This window comes from Cellvibrio sp. KY-GH-1 (genome assembly GCF_008806975.1).
Classification (GTDB): Bacteria; Pseudomonadota; Gammaproteobacteria; order Pseudomonadales; family Cellvibrionaceae; genus Cellvibrio.
In genome coordinates this window covers 1730425-1745751 of record NZ_CP031728.1, presented here as the reverse complement: position 1 = coordinate 1745751, position 15327 = coordinate 1730425, and the positions used below count along the sequence as shown (strand labels likewise).

Sequence of the window (15327 nt, the reverse complement as noted above, 5' to 3'; positions counted from 1 at the left end):
TTTAAATATGAATATTTTTAATGTTTAATGGGGGAGCCCCTCCCAGCCTCCCCTTTGAAAGGGGAGGAGCTAAAAGCAGTGCTTCTTGAAAAGCCAGTGCTAAATGCGGAGCACGACCAGTTCCCTCCCGCTTTTTAAGGGGAGGGTTAGGGTGGGGTTGTTTGTACATTTGAGGTTATCTATATGATCGAAATCCGCCATTTAAAAACCCTGATAGCGTTACGCGAAACCGGTAGTCTGGTGGAGGCTGCTGAACGGTTGTTCCTCACCCAATCAGCCTTGTCCCACCAGTTAAAAGAACTGGAATCCCGGTTGGAATGCGAGTTGTTCATCCGTAAAAGCCGCCCTTTGCGTTTCAGCGAAGCCGGTAAACGCATTTTGCAATTGGCGGATGACGTAATTGCTAAAGTTGCTGAAGCTGAGCGCGATGTTAAAAAGTTAGTGCATGGAGAAGCGGGGCGCTTGTATATGGCGATTGAATGCCACAGCTGTTTTAACTGGCTGATGCCGACGATTGATATTTATCGCAACCAATGGCCTGGCATTGAGCTGGATTTTTCCGGTGGCTTTACCTTTGAGCCGCTGCCCGCATTGGCACAAGGTGATATTGATTTGGTGATTACGTCGGATCCGCAAGCGATTAAAGGAGTGGAGTATGTGCCGCTATTTGGCTATGAAATGCAAATCGCACTGGCAAACAATCATTCATTGATCGAAAAGCCATTTTTACAGCCGCAGGATTTGGTGGACCAAACGTTAATTACCTATCCGGTTGCGCGCAATCGTCTGGATATTTTTAACCAGTTTTTGGGGCCGGCAAACCTTGAGCCGAAAGCGGTGCGTACCTCGGAATTAACACTCATGATGGTGCAATTGGTTGCCAGCGGTCGCGGGGTCTGTGCGCTGCCCAATTGGGTGCTGGCTGAGTATGTCCTTCAAGGGCTAATTAGCGTGCGCTCCGCGGGTCTTAAAGGTATTTGGCCCACGTTATATGCCGCGGTTCGTGAAGAGCAGGTGCAAGCTCCATTTGTGCAGGATTTTTTGCAGCTCGCGCAAGCGCACTGCCTCAAAAATCTGCAAGGTGTTATTCAGGTGAGTTCATAAATACATCGGATCACGCGATTTTTGCTGCTTCTCGATTGGTGTATTCGTTGAGGAAGTCAAGTAGCTTTTGTTGTGGTAATGGGCGTGAAAATAAGTAGCCTTGACCAAAGTCACAGCCATGCATTTGTAAAAAATCTTGTTGGTTAGTGTCTTCAACACCTTCGCCAACGATTTGCATAGGGATGATTTTACTGAGACCAATGATCGCTTTGACCATTTCATCATGTTCTTTGGCGGTGCCGATACGATTAACAAAGGAGCGGTCCACTTTCAAATAATGAGGTGCAAACCGGATAATGTAGCTCAGCGAGGAATAGCCTACCCCAAAATCATCCAGCGATATTTTTATTCCCATTGCCTTGAGTTCGCTGATTTGTTTCAAGTTATTGTCCGTATTTTCCAAAAACATTTGCTCGGTAATTTCAACAGTTAGTCGGTGCGCAGGCAAGCCGGAACTTTCTAGCGCTTGGTTAATGATGGATAACAAATTTTGTTGCACGAATTGCCGTGCTGAAATATTAACCGATACCGAAATCGGGTGGCCTGCTTTTTCCCACTCCTTGGCCTGAACACAGGCTTGCTTAACAATCCATTCGCCCATGGCAACTATTAGCCCCGCTTCCTGTGCGTAGGCAATGAACTCGTCTGGCGGCACCATGCCGCGCGTTGGGTGATTCCAGCGAATTAAAGCCTCGGCAGAAATGATTTCGCGGGTGTCCAAACTGACTACAGGTTGATAGTGCAGTTCGAATTCGCGGTTGCTGATGGCTTTGCGTAAATCTGCATCCAGTAATAAACGGTTGTGTACGTACTCGGTTAATTCTTTACGATAAAGTTGATAGCAATTTCTGCCTTTAGCTTTTGCATCGTAGAGTGCGCTGTCCGCATTTCGCAGTAGCGTTTTAGCATCATTGCCATCGGTAGGGTAGAGTGCGATCCCAAAGCTCATTCCCACATGAACCCGGTTAGTGCCAAGCTTTATTGGCTTGCGAACTTTTTTAATCAGCTTTTCTGCGACGGAAACCACGGCTTCAAATTTGGTCACATCTTGTAAAAGAATTACAAATTCATCGCCTCCCAAACGGCAAACGCTGTCTTCGTGGCGAAGCGCTTTTTGCAAGCGTCGGGCGATGATTTTCAACAGCTGGTCGCCTGCTTCATGGCCGAGCCCATCATTAATTTGTTTGAAGTGATCTATGTCGCCAAACAGCACCGCAAAGGGTGCCGCGTTACGGTGGGATTTTTTAATTAAAAATTCAATTTCCTGATGCAGCTTGGCGCGGTTCCCCAGGCCAGTTAGGGTGTCGTAATGCGCAAGCTTAATGAGTTGTGATTCGTAACGTTTTCGTTCAGATAAATCAGAGATCTGCAGTAGGTAACATGACTGATCATTAAACTTGTTAATAAAAGCGGCGCTTATTAGCGTGGGTACATAGTGCGTTGCGCGAGTAGATAGTTGTGCTTCAAATTGCACAAATCGTATTGAGTCTGAACGCAATTTTTCCAACTGAAATTGCGCGTTATCCAGATCTTGTTCGCTTATAAATTTTGTAAATAAGGTGGGTGGCGGCTCGCGCTCGTTGTCGAAAATATGGTTGTCATAACCAAGAATTTGGCACAAGGCGGGGTTAATTTTAATAATCTGGCCGTGCAGGTTAACCAGCATCATTCCCAAAGGAGCATATTCAAACACTGCTTGAAAAAGTTGCTCGCTGTTTGCAAGTGCCTGGCGAGTTAACTCCACATCAGTGATATCCGTGTTGCTACCAAGCCAACGTACGATCTCTCCGGAATTGTCTCGTTGTGGTATTGCACGTGTGTCAAACCAACGATAGGCGCCGTCGTGGCGGCGGATGCGGAAAATAACAAACATCTCCTTTCCAGACTCTACCGCAGCGCGCCAGGATTTCATCAGATAGTCCCGGTCATCCAGATGAACATTATCGAGCCATCCATAGCCCAATTGAGATTCCAATGTTCTGCCTGTGTATTCGCACCAGCGGCGATTGACAAAATCGCATCGTCCATCTGCCAAACAAGTCCAGGTTAGTTGCGGTAGGCCTTCAGCGAGTTGGTTAAACCGGGTTCGGTCTTCTTTCGTCTGTAGCTCGGTGTCTGCCCATATCTGGCTGGCCAACAAGGTCTTGCGCAATAAGTCGGCATCTAGGTTGCGTTTTGGGAGGTAATCAAATAAGCCCTCGCGCATTGCGTCCGCAATTACACGTTCGTCAGAATACTGACTGATCATAATTACGGGTGTTGGTTTGTGTCTATGATTCAAAATTTTGTCGATTAAATCTGAACCATTCGTATCCTCCAGAATGTAATCAACCATGACGCAATCGAATTGATATTGTTTTAACAGTTCTTCGGCATGGCTTGCTGAAGTGGACTCCATAATCCGCAACTTGAGCAAGGTTTTGGCCAATGTACGTTTAATTTTCTCCATGTCGACATCGTCGTCTTCAATTAACAATAGCAACATGGATTTATTGTCTGCAAAGCTATCCGGCATCATAGTCAGTGTCCTCGTGACTCTGCTATCGATAAAAATGGAAGGTTAGCCCGGTAGGCTGACTGAGCTGCGATAATTGTCTAGCAGGCTTGCCAGTTTGGCGAACTGGGGGCCCACCGCTGATTTCACCATATAGCCGGCAATATTTTCGTGGTAGGCGCGGGTACGATCTGAGTCAGCATCGGAAGTGGTCAACACAAAAATAATGCTATCGCGCAGATTGTTGTCATTGCGTACCTCATGCAGAAATTCGAAGCCATCCATGCGTGGCATATTCAGGTCCAATAACACCAGATAGGGGCGTTCGATGATCAAATCTGTGTGGTCGCCGCGCAATATTTCCAGTGCTTCCAAGCCATCGCGCGCGAGTACCACCGGAAAATCCATGGCGTGTTTGCGTAAACTGCGAACCACTGATTCTGCGGCTACATCGTCGTCGTCAACCAGTAAAATACTAACCTTGCTTTCATTACTCATCGATATCTTTCCTCGCAAAGCGTGGCCACCATACATGGAAGCTACAACCACTATCATCACTTATTAATTCAATTTGCCCGCCGTGACTTTCGGTTAGCCGTTTGGCCAAGGCGAGGCCGATACCACTGCCGGAGCTTTCGCTGTTGCTTAAAGTTTGGAATAAGCGGAACACACGCTCTTGAGCGCCTTTGGGAATACCCGGCCCGTTATCGACTACTTTAAATAAACAGTAACTGCCACTAGCCTCCGCGCTGATGGAAATCACAGGGTCTATGCCGCTGTGGTGTTTCAGTGCGTTACTGAACAGGTTTCTTAGCACCGTTTCTAACGGAATTTTTGCCGCGATTATTTCTTTAATGCGTATGTCTTGCTGGATATGGAAATGCGCTGGAATCGGGTGCATTTCGATGATGCCACTAATCAATGAGGCTACATCAATTATGCTTGATTCTTTTGCCCGTTTGCCGGCGCGCGCATAGAGCAACAAATCTTCGATCAGCCGTTCCATTCGGCCAATTCGTAAACGAATTCGCTCGATATTTTTGCTGACTGGCTCGGGCGTGTTATCACCCAAGTCTTCATGAATCCATTCCACGAGATCACTAATGCCGCGTAAGGGCGATTTCAAATCGTGTGAAGCGACGTAGGTAAATTCTTCCAGGTGGGCGTTGGCCTGCTTTAAATTTAATTCCAGGCGTTTGCGCTCGGAAATATCCGTGACCACCGCGAGTGTTAAGTTACCCAAATCGCTTTCTACTTGGCTTAACCCGATTTCGATTGGAATTTCTGTTCCACTTTTATGGCGCCCGGTTAAATCCCGCCCCAGGCCCATGGGGCGCAAGCTGGGTTTTTGGATGTATCCGGCACGCAATTTTTCGTGGCCATCGCGATAGCGTTCGGGCAATAAAATATCCATGGATTTACCCAGTAATTCATCGCGGTTGTAACCAAACAAACGCAACAAGCTGGGGTTAATCATCTGAATAACGCCGTGCTCGTCCACCAACAATTGGCCATAGGGCGAAGCATCGATAACTTTGCTAAAGCGTTCTTCCAATTGTTTGCGGCGAGTAATGTTAACAATAGTGGCGACAATAAATTGTTCGCCATCTGCAACCAGCGAGCGCAATCCGATTTCCAGGGGAAACTCGCTATTGTCTTTGCGTTTACCGTAGAGGTCTCGTCCGGCTCCCATGTACCGGGTCGATGGTTGGTCTATATAGCTTTGCCGCAGCTGCGCATGGTTATGGTTAAATCGGTCGGGAAGTAGGAGATCGATGCTCTGTTCAATGAGTTCTGCGCGCGCATAGCCGAATAGGCGCTCTGCCTCGGCGTTCAGATAACTGATGCGTCCATCCTGATGGGTCACGATTATGCCCGCAGGCACTGCATCAAGTAGTTCGCGGATATAGCCTGGCTGTTTCGGTGAATCGCCCTGAGGTGGCATCCTGTAAGGCTCCCTTGATTACCACGCTGAAACTCTACCGCAGTTTTTCATTCGCAAATTGCCCGTGAAACTCCGCGGTTCCTGGCTTGAGTATAGGCAGTGGCTACTTATCAGGCGGCGGGATCAACAAAAAATAGCGCTGTTTTTCAGAGTTTTTGGCTATTAAAACAGCTGACTAATTTCTCTTTCAGGCAAGTTGGTGGTGAGTTGGCTCACTAAGGCGGGTGACTGCGATTTTCTATTGCTCCAGAAATGAAAACGCCAGCACTAAGGCTGGCGTTTTGAACGTCGCAGAAGCGGGTGATTTACGTCAAGGCTTTCAGTGCGGCATCATAGTTGGGTTCGTGCGCAACTTCACTGACCAGCTCGGTATGCAATACTTTACCTTCAGCATCCAGCACCACTACTGCACGGGCAGTTAGCCCGGTCAATGGGCCATCAATTAGTTTTACACCGTAATCAGACGCGAACGCAGAGCGGAATGCAGATGCCGGGATTACTTTATCCAGGCCTTCAGCGCCGCAGAAGCGAGCCAGTGCGAATGGCAAGTCTTGTGAAGCACAAATTACTACGGTGTTTTCCAGTGCGCTGGCTTGGGCATTAAAAGTGCGAACAGATTGAGCGCAGGTAGGGGTATCAACACTTGGGAAAATATTCAGCACAACACGCTTGCCAACCAGATCGCCAGAGGAAACTTCGGAAAGGTCGGTTTTTACCAGTTTGAACGCTGGTGCCTTGCCGCCTACTGCAGGCAGGTTACCGTTGGTATTGAAAGGGTTTCCTTTGAGGGTCACTGTTGCCATAAAAATATACTCCTGAAACTTGTGTGTTTGATTTGTCGCTGAAAAATCTGAAGAGAAGCCTAGTTGATGGCGGCAAAAAAGGGAATTGCAAAACGCGCCACTGCGGAAAAAATCTTTGTAATAACAGGGAATTGGTCATGTTTTGGTGAAATTGCAGGGTATTTTTGCAATCTGTAGGGGTGCAATTTATTGCGCCCAAAAATGGGGCTATAAATTTTCTGTGATCATGGCGGGGGTTGCGCGAATAAATCTGGGCGCGATAAGTTGCGCCCCCTACGATCAACAATCGCACAAAAGTGCGAAACCTAATTTCCGCCTTGCAATGAAACAGCAAAGTGATGATAATGCGCGCCTCTTGCGCTAGCTGCTCGGCTAACGTAAGCGCAATGGTGACCTAACCGGTCCCCTCGCAATGATGATCTGTAAACCCCGCCAGGCCCGGAAGGGAGCAACGGTAGCAGTAAGTTATGTGCCGGGGTGTGGCTGGTTGGGTTGCCTCCTAAATTCCCTCTGTTCCGCCTGTTTTCTTGTATTTATTCAATCGCGCCCCAGTGATTCCTTGCCCTTGTTGGTGTCTATTTCTGCCTTGCACCGCTATAATCGCCGCCTGATTTTTCACTCCTCCTTTTTGGCAAGAGAGCAGCATTCGGCATGAGCTATCAAGTTCTGGCACGCAAGTGGCGACCACGGGTTTTCCGCGAAATGGTGGGGCAGGAGCATGTTCTCCAAGCTCTGATTAACGCCCTGGATCATAATCGCCTGCACCATGCCTACCTGTTTACCGGTACGCGCGGCGTGGGTAAAACCACCATTGCGCGCATTTTGGCCAAGTGCCTGAACTGTGAAACCGGGGTGAGTTCCGAGCCCTGTGGTCAATGCTCAAGCTGCCGCGAAATTGCTGAAGGCCGGTTTGTCGATTTGATTGAAGTGGACGCGGCCTCGCGTACCAAAGTCGAGGATACGCGCGAGTTGTTGGAAAACGTTCAGTACGCGCCAACACGTGGCCGCTACAAGGTTTACCTGATCGACGAAGTGCACATGCTCTCTAACAGCAGTTTTAACGCACTGTTGAAAACACTGGAAGAGCCACCTCCTCACGTAAAGTTTTTGTTGGCAACGACTGATCCGCAAAAGCTGCCAATGACTATTCTGTCGCGCTGCCTGCAGTTCAATTTGAAAAACATGAACCCCGAGCGCATCGTCCAGCATTTGAAATTCGTGCTGGAACAGGAGTTGGTACCTTACGAAGAATCTGCCCTATGGCATTTGGGGCGCGCCGCCGATGGCAGTATGCGCGATGCCATGAGTCTTACCGATCAAGCGATTGCCTATGGTTCCGGCAAGATTGCCGAATCTGAAGTCAGTTCCATGCTCGGTACCATCGACCAGACTGCGGTTTACGATATTGTCACTGCACTTGCCAGCTACGATGGCCGTGCAGTGCTGGCAGCGGTAGAGCGTATGTCTGAGCAAGCGCCGGATTACGCCAGTGCCCTGGCGGAAATGCTTGCGGTATTGCACCGCATTGCCATTGCCCAAGCCTTACCGGAGGCAGTGGATAATAGCCATGGCGATCGCGAGCGAATCCTGCAATTGTCGCTGCAACTTCCTGCTGAAGATGTACAACTGTTTTATCAAACTGCCTTGTTAGGTCGCCGTGATTTGCCGCTGGCGCCGGATCCGCGCGCGGGTTTTGAGATGGTCTTGTTGCGCATGCTGGCATTCAAGCCGCAAGGCGTTGTTGATATGCCAACCCAGGCATTGCCAAATTCTGCGGCGCCGGTAAGACCTGTTGCGGCAGCACAGGTTAATACTCCAGCTCAAAATCCTGCACCAGTAAACACTCAGCAGGCAGTTGCTCAATCGGCAGCGCCCTTACAGCCGCCAGTTGCGCAAGCTGCTGCGCAACCGACAGCAACAGCGCCAGTTAATTTCACTAGTGTTGCTGCGCCAGCGAATGCTGGTGGATCTGTACCACAAGTCACTGCACCACAAGCGACTGCGCCACAGGCAATGCAAGAATCTCCGCCGTTTGATGGCCCTTACGACAATGTGCCTGACGACGAATACGCCGAATATGCACAAGCCCCGGCTTATTACGAAGCGCCAGCGGAGCAAGCGGCTAGTCAGGGAGTACCTGAGCCAAAAAAGTCTGAGGCGGCTCAGCCGCCTGCAGCGGCCATCCTAAACTCTGTACTGAATTCGCCTGCAACGCCTGCGCCCGTCGAAGTGCCCACAGTAGCTGTAAAACAAGCTGCACCTGAGCCGGTGCGCGCCAAGCCAGTTCGCAAGATTCCCTATGATCAGGCGGGTCCGCAGGAGTGGACGGAAATTTATCTAGGCTTGGGTGTGACCGGAATTTTGCAAAGTACAGTTGCGAATTGCCAGCTCATTGGTCGACAAGGTAACGCGTTCCAGTTTGTTCTGGATGAAACTAACAGCACGCTCTTTGATGTAAGCCACGAAAAACGTTTAGCGGATTTGTTGACAGACTATTTTGCGGAGCCTATTCGCGTGAGTATCCAGTTAGGAAAAGTCACCGCAGAAACACCTGCATTAATGGCGATTCGCTTGCGTGCCGAGCGACAACTGCAGGCGGAAGATTCCATCAAAAATGATCCAATCGTATTGCAGCTGATTGCGCAGTTCGGCGCAACTTTACGTGAAGATACGATTCAACCCATTAATTAATTCTCGATTTAAATTTTAAAAAAGAGGACGCAATGAAAGGTCTTGGCGATTTAATGAAGCAGGCCCAGCAAATGCAGGCCGATATGCAAAAAATGCAGGAAGACTTGGCGAAGGCGGAAGTAAAAGGCGAAGCCGGCGCAGGTTTGGTGTCGGTCGTGATGACAGGTCGTCATGACGTAAAACGAGTCCACATCGATGACAGTCTGATGCGTGAAGATAAAGAAATGTTGGAAGATTTACTCGCTGCGGCGGTGAATGATGCGGTACGTAAAATCGAACAGCAAAATCGCGATCAAATGGCGAAGATGACTGCCGGTATGGGCATCCCGCCCGATTTCAAAATGCCGTTTTAATGTTTGATCAGCACTATTTTAATTATCGACTAGAAAATACTATTCATGTTTAGCCCGTTGATCGACGAACTCATGGCATCCCTGCGCTGCCTGCCTGGTGTTGGCCCCAAATCCGCTCAGCGTATGGCGCTGCATTTACTGGAGCGCGACCGCGTGGGTGCCGAGCGTCTTGCCGCCAGTTTGCAAAAGGCCGTTGCCGGTGTTGGGCGCTGCCAGCGCTGCCGCACACTCACCGAACAAAAATTTTGCGGCATCTGTGCGAATACGCGGCGCGATAACGGTTTATTGTGTGTGGTGGAAACCCCTGGCGATGTATTGGCTATTGAACAGGCAGGTACCTATCAGGGTAAATATTTTGTATTGCTTGGCCACCTTTCACCGATTGATGGCATAGGTCCGGAAGACATTGGTGTTGATCAGCTCATCAGTTTGTTGCAGGCCGATCCCAATCATCCGGAAGATCGCGTGCGCGAGGTGATTCTGGCAACGAATCCAACTGTGGAAGGCGAGGCGACTGCGTATTACATCAGTGAGCGCGCTAAAAATCTGAATGTGATTGTCTCGCGCATTGCTCATGGTGTTCCACTTGGTGGTGAGCTGGAGTTTATTGATGGCGGTACCCTTGCGCACGCGTTTTCATCGCGACGCAATTTATAAATTGCGTGAACTGCGTATATTTTAGCGCTGATATTTTTTTGAACTCTTACACTTTTTTGATAGTCATCGAATGCTGATTCCAACTGAACCTATCTGGATTGATCGGGATGATCAATTAGCTGAGCTGTGCGCTAACTGGCGCCTGCAAGCGGCTATTGCTGTAGACACGGAATTTATGCGCAGCGAAACTTTTTATCCCATCGCTGGGCTGCTTCAAATTGGCGATGGAAAAGGTTGTTATTTAATTGACCCCTTGGCGATTAATAATAACGCGCCGCTGCGTGAGTTAATGCTCGACCCTGCTGTGACCAAAGTATTGCACTCCTGCTCTGAAGACCTGGAAGTATTTCAACGCTGGTTGGACGTAGTGCCTGCACCGATATTTGATACGCAAATTGCCGCCGCGTTTGCGGGTCTGGGGTTTAGCCTGGGTTATTCATCCCTGGTTAAAACCTTGCTCGCCATTGAAATTCCAAAAGATGAAACCCGCTCTGATTGGCTGCAACGTCCACTCAGTGTGGCGCAATTAAAGTATGCCGCCCTGGATGTCGCCCACATGCTGGTGGTCTACGGCAAATTATTGCAATTGTTAAAAGCCAATGAGCGGTTGGAGTGGGTAAAAAGTGACTGTGCCGATTTGGTGGCCAATGCCCGCAAAGCGGATGATTTTTTGGATGCCTACCAGAAAGTCGGTTTTGCCTGGAAGCTGCGCCCACAAGAATTGGCAGTGCTGCGCGATCTGTGTATCTGGCGTGAACGCGAAGCGCGTGCCCGCAATATTCCGCGCAACCGTTTAATTAAAGAACCTAGTCTGTGGGAAATTGCACGCAAAAAAGTGCAGGATCTAGCACTGTTACCCAAGATTCCGGATATTCCTTCGCGCACGGTTAAGCACGATGGTGAAACCATCGTAAAAATAGTTGTTGATGCGCTGAACTCGGCGGAAATCAGTTGGCCAGCGCGCTTGGATCCTCCGCTCGCACAGAGCGAGGGCCCGCTAATGAAAGCGCTGAAAAGTTTTGTGCGCGAATTTGCCGAGCAACAGCAAATTCCAGCGGAAGTATTAATTCGGAAAAAAGATTACGAATTTATTGTGCGCTCAGGGATGAAAGGCGGTACTTATCAATTACCCGTGCGTTTGCAAGGGTGGCGTTTTGGTTTGATTGGCGAAGGTTTGTTGCGTCTTGCTCAGACCCAAACGCTGTCTTAAATACTTGCTTTTTTTATTAATCGATTATTCAACCTATGAAAATTATTTGTGAAATTTATCGCAGCCCGAAGGAAGAGGGCATGTATCTTTATGTAAAAAAAGAAGAAGGTTTGAGTCGTGTCCCAGAGGATTTATTGAAGCTATTTGGTAAACCACAGCAGGCTATGGTCTTGCTGTTGACTCCGGGGAAGAAGCTCGCCAATGCCAGTGCAGAAAAAGTGGCAGAGAGTTTGGAAGAGAAAGGTTTTTACTTGCAAATGCCACCACGTGGTGAACGCGATGCAGATGCTGAGCGTATTCGCGCATTAAATTCAAAATTATCCGGTCATTAGTTTGGTATGGCACAACACGTATTCTGGCTGGCAAAAACATTGGAGCAGATGTCGCCCGAGGAGTTTGAATCCCTCTGTGACGGCTGCGGTAAGTGCTGCCTGCATAAACTCGAAGATGAAGATACCGGCGATGTGTATTACACGAAAGTTGCCTGCCGCTATCTGGACCATGACACTTGTCGCTGTCAGGAATACACTAACCGTCAGAAACTGGTGGAAGCCTGTGCGGTCCTTACGTCAGACTCCGTCAAAGATACTTATTGGTTGCCGGAAACCTGTGCCTATCGCCTGGTGGCAGAGGGAATCCCTTTGTTTGATTGGCACCCGTTAATTTCTGGCGATCCAGAGACAGTGCACACGGCCGGAATTTCGGTGCGCGGGCGAGTGGTGCACGAGCAATCGGTAGACCCGGATGACTTGGAAGATTACGTTATTCGTTGGGTGAGTTAATAGTTGTGTTAAAGCAGTTTTTAGTAAATGAGTTTGTATTAATGGCTGTTGCAGCTATGACGCTTGTAGCAATAAAGCTCCGGAGATTTAGCTAATGGAAAATATCACTGAATACCAATATGCCTGGGCGTTGTACCTTGCTGGGGCGCTGGGTTGCACTTTGGCTGCCTGGTTGCTGTTTCGTCGTCTGGGGCGTGTGGTTACGCATTTCTTTGTTATCACGGTGATGGTGATTCTATTTACTCCTTACGCCATCGATGCTGAGAAAATGATCATGGCTCCCGGCGTCTATACCTTGGTGTTTGGTTATTTTGACGGTGGCTTTGCGACGATTAAACCACTGTTGAAAGTTATGTTGGGGATTTGGGCGTTGGCGCAGGTACTGTCATTGATTTACCAAATGCTTACGCGTGGCAAACGCTCCAAACATCAGGAGGATTATCATCCGTATCAGCAAAACAGTTATGAAGATGAGGAAGACTATAACTACAATCAACGGCGAGCGGATCGGAATTCAGGTCGCGGGTTGTCGCGCGAGGAGCGTCTCGCGCGCGATGAGCTCCTCCATGAAGAACCGATTCGCGCGATTCGCTAAATACTGTTTCTTCTTCGTACCCCATATCTGCAAAAGCCAGCTTCGTGCTGGCTTTTTATTTTTCCCGGCGAAATGATTTATCACGCTACCGTTTTTTACAAATTCCAGTCCTGTCAAAAATGGCGAATTGGCTCACGGCTGCTATAACTAATGGCAATAACATCCAGAGTGGGCGAGCTTTGCCTGCCTGTTGTACACGCCAATTGATTAACAGGAATCCCCATGCGCCAGCTGTGTTTCGCCCTGGTTTCTGCCGCGCTGCTCTTATCCTCCCCTCTGTGGGCTGAGGAAATTGCCAAGCCCTTGCCAGCAGATGTGCGCGTGGTAATTGATATATCCGGCAGCATGAAGAAAACCGACCCCCAAAATCTGCGCAAGCCGGCAGTGGATTTAATAGTGCGGTTGCTTCCGGATAACAGCAAAGCTGGTATCTGGACCTTTGGCCAGTCAGTGAATATGTTGGTGCCGCATCGTGTTGTGGACCAGGCGTGGCGCACCGATGGCTCGCAAAAAGCCAGCACCATCAATTCTATCGCTATGTTTACTAATATCGGCGGTGCCTTGGATAAGGCCGCTGAAGATTACGCAAACCCCGCTAAAGACTATCGCCGCAACATTATTTTGCTAACAGATGGGGTAGTTGATATCAGCAAAGAAGCGGTGGTGAATTTGAATGAACGCAAACGCGTACTCACCGAAATTTTACCGCGTTTAAAAGCCTCCGATTACCGGATTCACACCATTGCTCTTTCGGGCGACTCTGATCAGGAATTGATGAAAAAGCTCTCCATGGCTACTGACGGTATTTCAGAAGTCGCTGACACTGCAGATGAGTTAATGAGCACTTTTCTGCGCATTTTTGATCAAGCGGTTCCAGCGGAACGCGTCCCTTTGGACGAAAATGGTTTTTTAGTCGATAGCAGTATCCAGGAATTTACCGCGTTGATTTTTCGGCGCGCTGAAGTTCCAGCAACGATTATTGTTGCCCCGGATGGCAAAGAGTTTAGCGGCACGGACCCTAAACATAATGTAAATTGGTATCGCACGGATAAATACGATCTGATAACCGTGCAATCACCGCTGGCGGGTCAGTGGAAAGTAAAAACCGAGATGGCTCCAGGTAGTCGCGTCACCGTAGTGAGCAATTTACAGCTGACCGTGCAGCCGATGAAAAGCAATATTAAATCCGGTCAGTCGCTGGATTTAGCTTATTCGTTTCAGGAAAACGGCAACACGATTATCAATAAGGATTTCCTTGGTGTGTTAACCGGGGAGGTGCTTACCTCCGGTGGTGATAGTCCTGAAGTTAAATCGACCACACTAACCATGGGAACGCCGGACGATGGTGTTTTCCATCAAAAACTGGAAGGTTTTGCTGGGCAGGGTGAGTTCGACGTAAAAATTCTGATCGACGGCAAAACGTTCAAGCGCGAATTTATCCATCACCTGAATATCTCTGATTCTGCGTTCAAGCTGGAAAAAACGATCGATGAGTCCAGCGGTAAAAAGGTGTATGGCTATAAACTGATCGCTGATGTGGAAACTGTGGATGTAGGCGCAACCACAGTGAAAGCAATTATTAAAAACTCTAAAGCGAATAATTTGGAGCGCGATTTAAATACCATTGGCAATGAGCGCTGGGAATTCTCATTTACTCCGGTGCAAACCGCGCACTACGACATCAGCTTAAGTGTTGCTGGTAAACAAATCGACGGCAGTCCACTCACGGAAACAATTAAAGCGGATAGCTTTTATTTTCCCGATGAAGCCAGTGTATTAGCTGCCGAGCAACCAGCAAGTTCAGTGGCTGCTTCATCCTCAGCATCCAGTGACGCTGTGGTAGAAAAGGTCGATTCTGCGCCAGAACCAGAAGCCACGGAGGAAGATTCCAACCTTTGGCTCTACGTAGGCATAGGCGTTGGCAATATATTGGTGATTATCCTGGGCTACTTTGTTTACCGTTTAATTGCGGGCGGCAAAGATAAAGACGATAGTGATGAAATTGAGAAAACCCTTAAAACAGACATTAACAGTTTGAAAAAGCCAGCTGCTGCTCCAGCAGAAAAAACGGTGATTGATGTATCCGATGAGTCCGACATGGGCACCATTCCCATGAATGACAGTGCCGAGGGAGAAATGAAAATGGCTGATGATTTGATGGCCGATAATTTGTTCCCGTTAGATAATATGGAAGAACCCGGCGATAAAGATAAAACCTGATGTCTGTGTGCGAGCCTTCCTCAACCATTAACGAATCCGCATTTTTATTGTTATCGCTTGAGCCTGCGCGCCTCGCGCTGGCGGACCGTTTTTATCGTTCCTTTGGCTATAAGGTCAAATGCGCTCCTCAGGAGCGGGTATTTGTGTTGTCATCGCCCGCAGGGGAATGGGCTGGTGCTGCGCGCTTCGTTCCCCAGAGTTCCGGCCATTACTGGCTGCGCAATTTACTGGTGGCTCCCGAATATCGAGGAAATGGGTTGGCATCCCGCTTGCTGAATCAGGTTAAACCACTTCTCGCTCCACGGGGGTGTTATTGCTTTGCACTGCCACATTTGACTGATTTTTATACGCGCTTGACGTTTGAACGCGACCCACACCATTGCCCGGCCGATATTGCTGCTATTCATTCGCGCTACCGCACGCGCGGTCGCGATTGGGTATTGATGGGCTATCAACAGACCTGAAAAAGTTTT

General features: G+C 48.8%; 14 protein-coding genes and 1 other RNA gene. 11 read left to right on the top strand and 4 right to left on the bottom strand.

The annotated features are described in order from the left end of the window. Positions 1-183 precede the first annotated feature (183 nt). Entirely contained in the window at positions 184-1104 is a 921-nt protein-coding gene (locus D0C16_RS07435) for a LysR family transcriptional regulator (protein ID WP_151031726.1), read from the top strand. A gap of 10 nt (positions 1105-1114) precedes the next feature. On the opposite strand, the gene D0C16_RS07430 is transcribed toward D0C16_RS07435, so the two are convergent. From D0C16_RS07430 to tpx, 4 genes are all read right to left on the bottom strand, one after another. Further along, positions 1115-3622, bottom strand: a complete 2508-nt coding sequence (locus D0C16_RS07430) for an EAL domain-containing protein (RefSeq protein ID WP_225318940.1) — start codon at positions 3620-3622, stop codon at positions 1115-1117. Between the two features lie 42 nt (positions 3623-3664). Beyond that, positions 3665-4096: a response regulator gene (locus tag D0C16_RS07425; RefSeq protein WP_151031725.1), complete on the bottom strand. Its 432-nt coding sequence runs from the start codon at positions 4094-4096 to the stop codon at positions 3665-3667. Then, positions 4089-5543, bottom strand: a complete 1455-nt coding sequence (locus tag D0C16_RS07420; RefSeq protein ID WP_151031724.1) for a PAS domain S-box protein — start codon at positions 5541-5543, stop codon at positions 4089-4091. Before D0C16_RS07420 ends, D0C16_RS07425 begins: the two co-directional genes overlap by 8 nt. A 305-nt stretch (positions 5544-5848) precedes the next feature. Then, positions 5849-6346 (bottom strand): thiol peroxidase, encoded by a 498-nt coding sequence (tpx, locus tag D0C16_RS07415; protein ID WP_151031723.1) that lies wholly within the window; start codon positions 6344-6346, stop codon positions 5849-5851. Positions 6347-6742: 396 nt separating this feature from the next. On the opposite strand from tpx, the gene ffs reads away from it, so the two are divergent. The 10 genes from ffs (at position 6743) to D0C16_RS07365 (ending at position 15318) form a co-directional block, all read left to right on the top strand. Continuing rightward, an RNA gene (gene ffs / locus D0C16_RS07410) (signal recognition particle sRNA small type) lies at positions 6743-6838 on the top strand. Between the two features lie 159 nt (positions 6839-6997). Then, positions 6998-9037: a DNA polymerase III subunit gamma/tau gene (dnaX, locus tag D0C16_RS07405; protein ID WP_151031722.1), complete on the top strand. Its 2040-nt coding sequence runs from the start codon at positions 6998-7000 to the stop codon at positions 9035-9037. A gap of 32 nt (positions 9038-9069) precedes the next feature. Further along, the gene (locus D0C16_RS07400; RefSeq protein ID WP_151031721.1) at positions 9070-9390 is read left to right on the top strand and encodes a YbaB/EbfC family nucleoid-associated protein; all 321 of its coding nucleotides are present in this window, start codon (positions 9070-9072) and stop codon (positions 9388-9390) included. Between the two features lie 45 nt (positions 9391-9435). Then, positions 9436-10047: a recombination mediator RecR gene (gene recR / locus D0C16_RS07395; protein WP_151031720.1), complete on the top strand. Its 612-nt coding sequence runs from the start codon at positions 9436-9438 to the stop codon at positions 10045-10047. A 70-nt stretch (positions 10048-10117) separates the two neighbouring features. Then, a complete protein-coding gene (rnd, locus tag D0C16_RS07390) occupies positions 10118-11257 on the top strand; it encodes a ribonuclease D (RefSeq protein ID WP_151031719.1) in 1140 nt (379 codons plus the stop codon). Positions 11258-11292: 35 nt separating this feature from the next. Further along, positions 11293-11589 (top strand): YcgL domain-containing protein, encoded by a 297-nt coding sequence (locus tag D0C16_RS07385; RefSeq protein ID WP_151031718.1) that lies wholly within the window; start codon positions 11293-11295, stop codon positions 11587-11589. 6 nt (positions 11590-11595) lie between these two features. Beyond that, positions 11596-12039, top strand: a complete 444-nt coding sequence (locus D0C16_RS07380) for a YcgN family cysteine cluster protein (protein ID WP_151031717.1) — start codon at positions 11596-11598, stop codon at positions 12037-12039. A gap of 94 nt (positions 12040-12133) precedes the next feature. Beyond that, positions 12134-12634 carry a dicarboxylate/amino acid:cation symporter gene (locus D0C16_RS07375; protein ID WP_151031716.1) on the top strand — a complete coding sequence of 167 codons (501 nt, stop codon included), beginning with the start codon at positions 12134-12136 and terminating at the stop codon, positions 12632-12634. Between the two features lie 222 nt (positions 12635-12856). Continuing rightward, positions 12857-14854 carry a vWA domain-containing protein gene (locus D0C16_RS07370; protein WP_151031715.1) on the top strand — a complete coding sequence of 666 codons (1998 nt, stop codon included), beginning with the start codon at positions 12857-12859 and terminating at the stop codon, positions 14852-14854. Continuing rightward, positions 14854-15318, top strand: coding sequence for a GNAT family N-acetyltransferase (locus D0C16_RS07365; protein WP_151031714.1), 465 nt, complete (start codon positions 14854-14856; stop codon positions 15316-15318). Before D0C16_RS07370 ends, D0C16_RS07365 begins: the two co-directional genes overlap by 1 nt. The last annotated feature ends 9 nt before the right edge of the window (positions 15319-15327 follow it).

What these genes read in the sequence shown, in the direction of transcription:
- D0C16_RS07435 (WP_151031726.1), top strand. Translation starts at nt 184, where the DNA reads ATGATCGAAATCCGCCATTTAAAAACCCTGATAGCGTTACGCGAAACC.
- D0C16_RS07430 (WP_225318940.1), bottom strand. Translation starts at nt 3,622, where the DNA reads ATGATGCCGGATAGCTTTGCAGACAATAAATCCATGTTGCTATTGTTA.
- D0C16_RS07425 (WP_151031725.1), bottom strand. Translation starts at nt 4,096, where the DNA reads ATGAGTAATGAAAGCAAGGTTAGTATTTTACTGGTTGACGACGACGAT.
- D0C16_RS07420 (WP_151031724.1), bottom strand. Translation starts at nt 5,543, where the DNA reads ATGCCACCTCAGGGCGATTCACCGAAACAGCCAGGCTATATCCGCGAA.
- tpx (WP_151031723.1), bottom strand. Translation starts at nt 6,346, where the DNA reads ATGGCAACAGTGACCCTCAAAGGAAACCCTTTCAATACCAACGGTAAC.
- dnaX (WP_151031722.1), top strand. Translation starts at nt 6,998, where the DNA reads ATGAGCTATCAAGTTCTGGCACGCAAGTGGCGACCACGGGTTTTCCGC.
- D0C16_RS07400 (WP_151031721.1), top strand. Translation starts at nt 9,070, where the DNA reads ATGAAAGGTCTTGGCGATTTAATGAAGCAGGCCCAGCAAATGCAGGCC.
- recR (WP_151031720.1), top strand. Translation starts at nt 9,436, where the DNA reads ATGTTTAGCCCGTTGATCGACGAACTCATGGCATCCCTGCGCTGCCTG.
- rnd (WP_151031719.1), top strand. Translation starts at nt 10,118, where the DNA reads ATGCTGATTCCAACTGAACCTATCTGGATTGATCGGGATGATCAATTA.
- D0C16_RS07385 (WP_151031718.1), top strand. Translation starts at nt 11,293, where the DNA reads ATGAAAATTATTTGTGAAATTTATCGCAGCCCGAAGGAAGAGGGCATG.
- D0C16_RS07380 (WP_151031717.1), top strand. Translation starts at nt 11,596, where the DNA reads ATGGCACAACACGTATTCTGGCTGGCAAAAACATTGGAGCAGATGTCG.
- D0C16_RS07375 (WP_151031716.1), top strand. Translation starts at nt 12,134, where the DNA reads ATGGAAAATATCACTGAATACCAATATGCCTGGGCGTTGTACCTTGCT.
- D0C16_RS07370 (WP_151031715.1), top strand. Translation starts at nt 12,857, where the DNA reads ATGCGCCAGCTGTGTTTCGCCCTGGTTTCTGCCGCGCTGCTCTTATCC.
- D0C16_RS07365 (WP_151031714.1), top strand. Translation starts at nt 14,854, where the DNA reads ATGTCTGTGTGCGAGCCTTCCTCAACCATTAACGAATCCGCATTTTTA.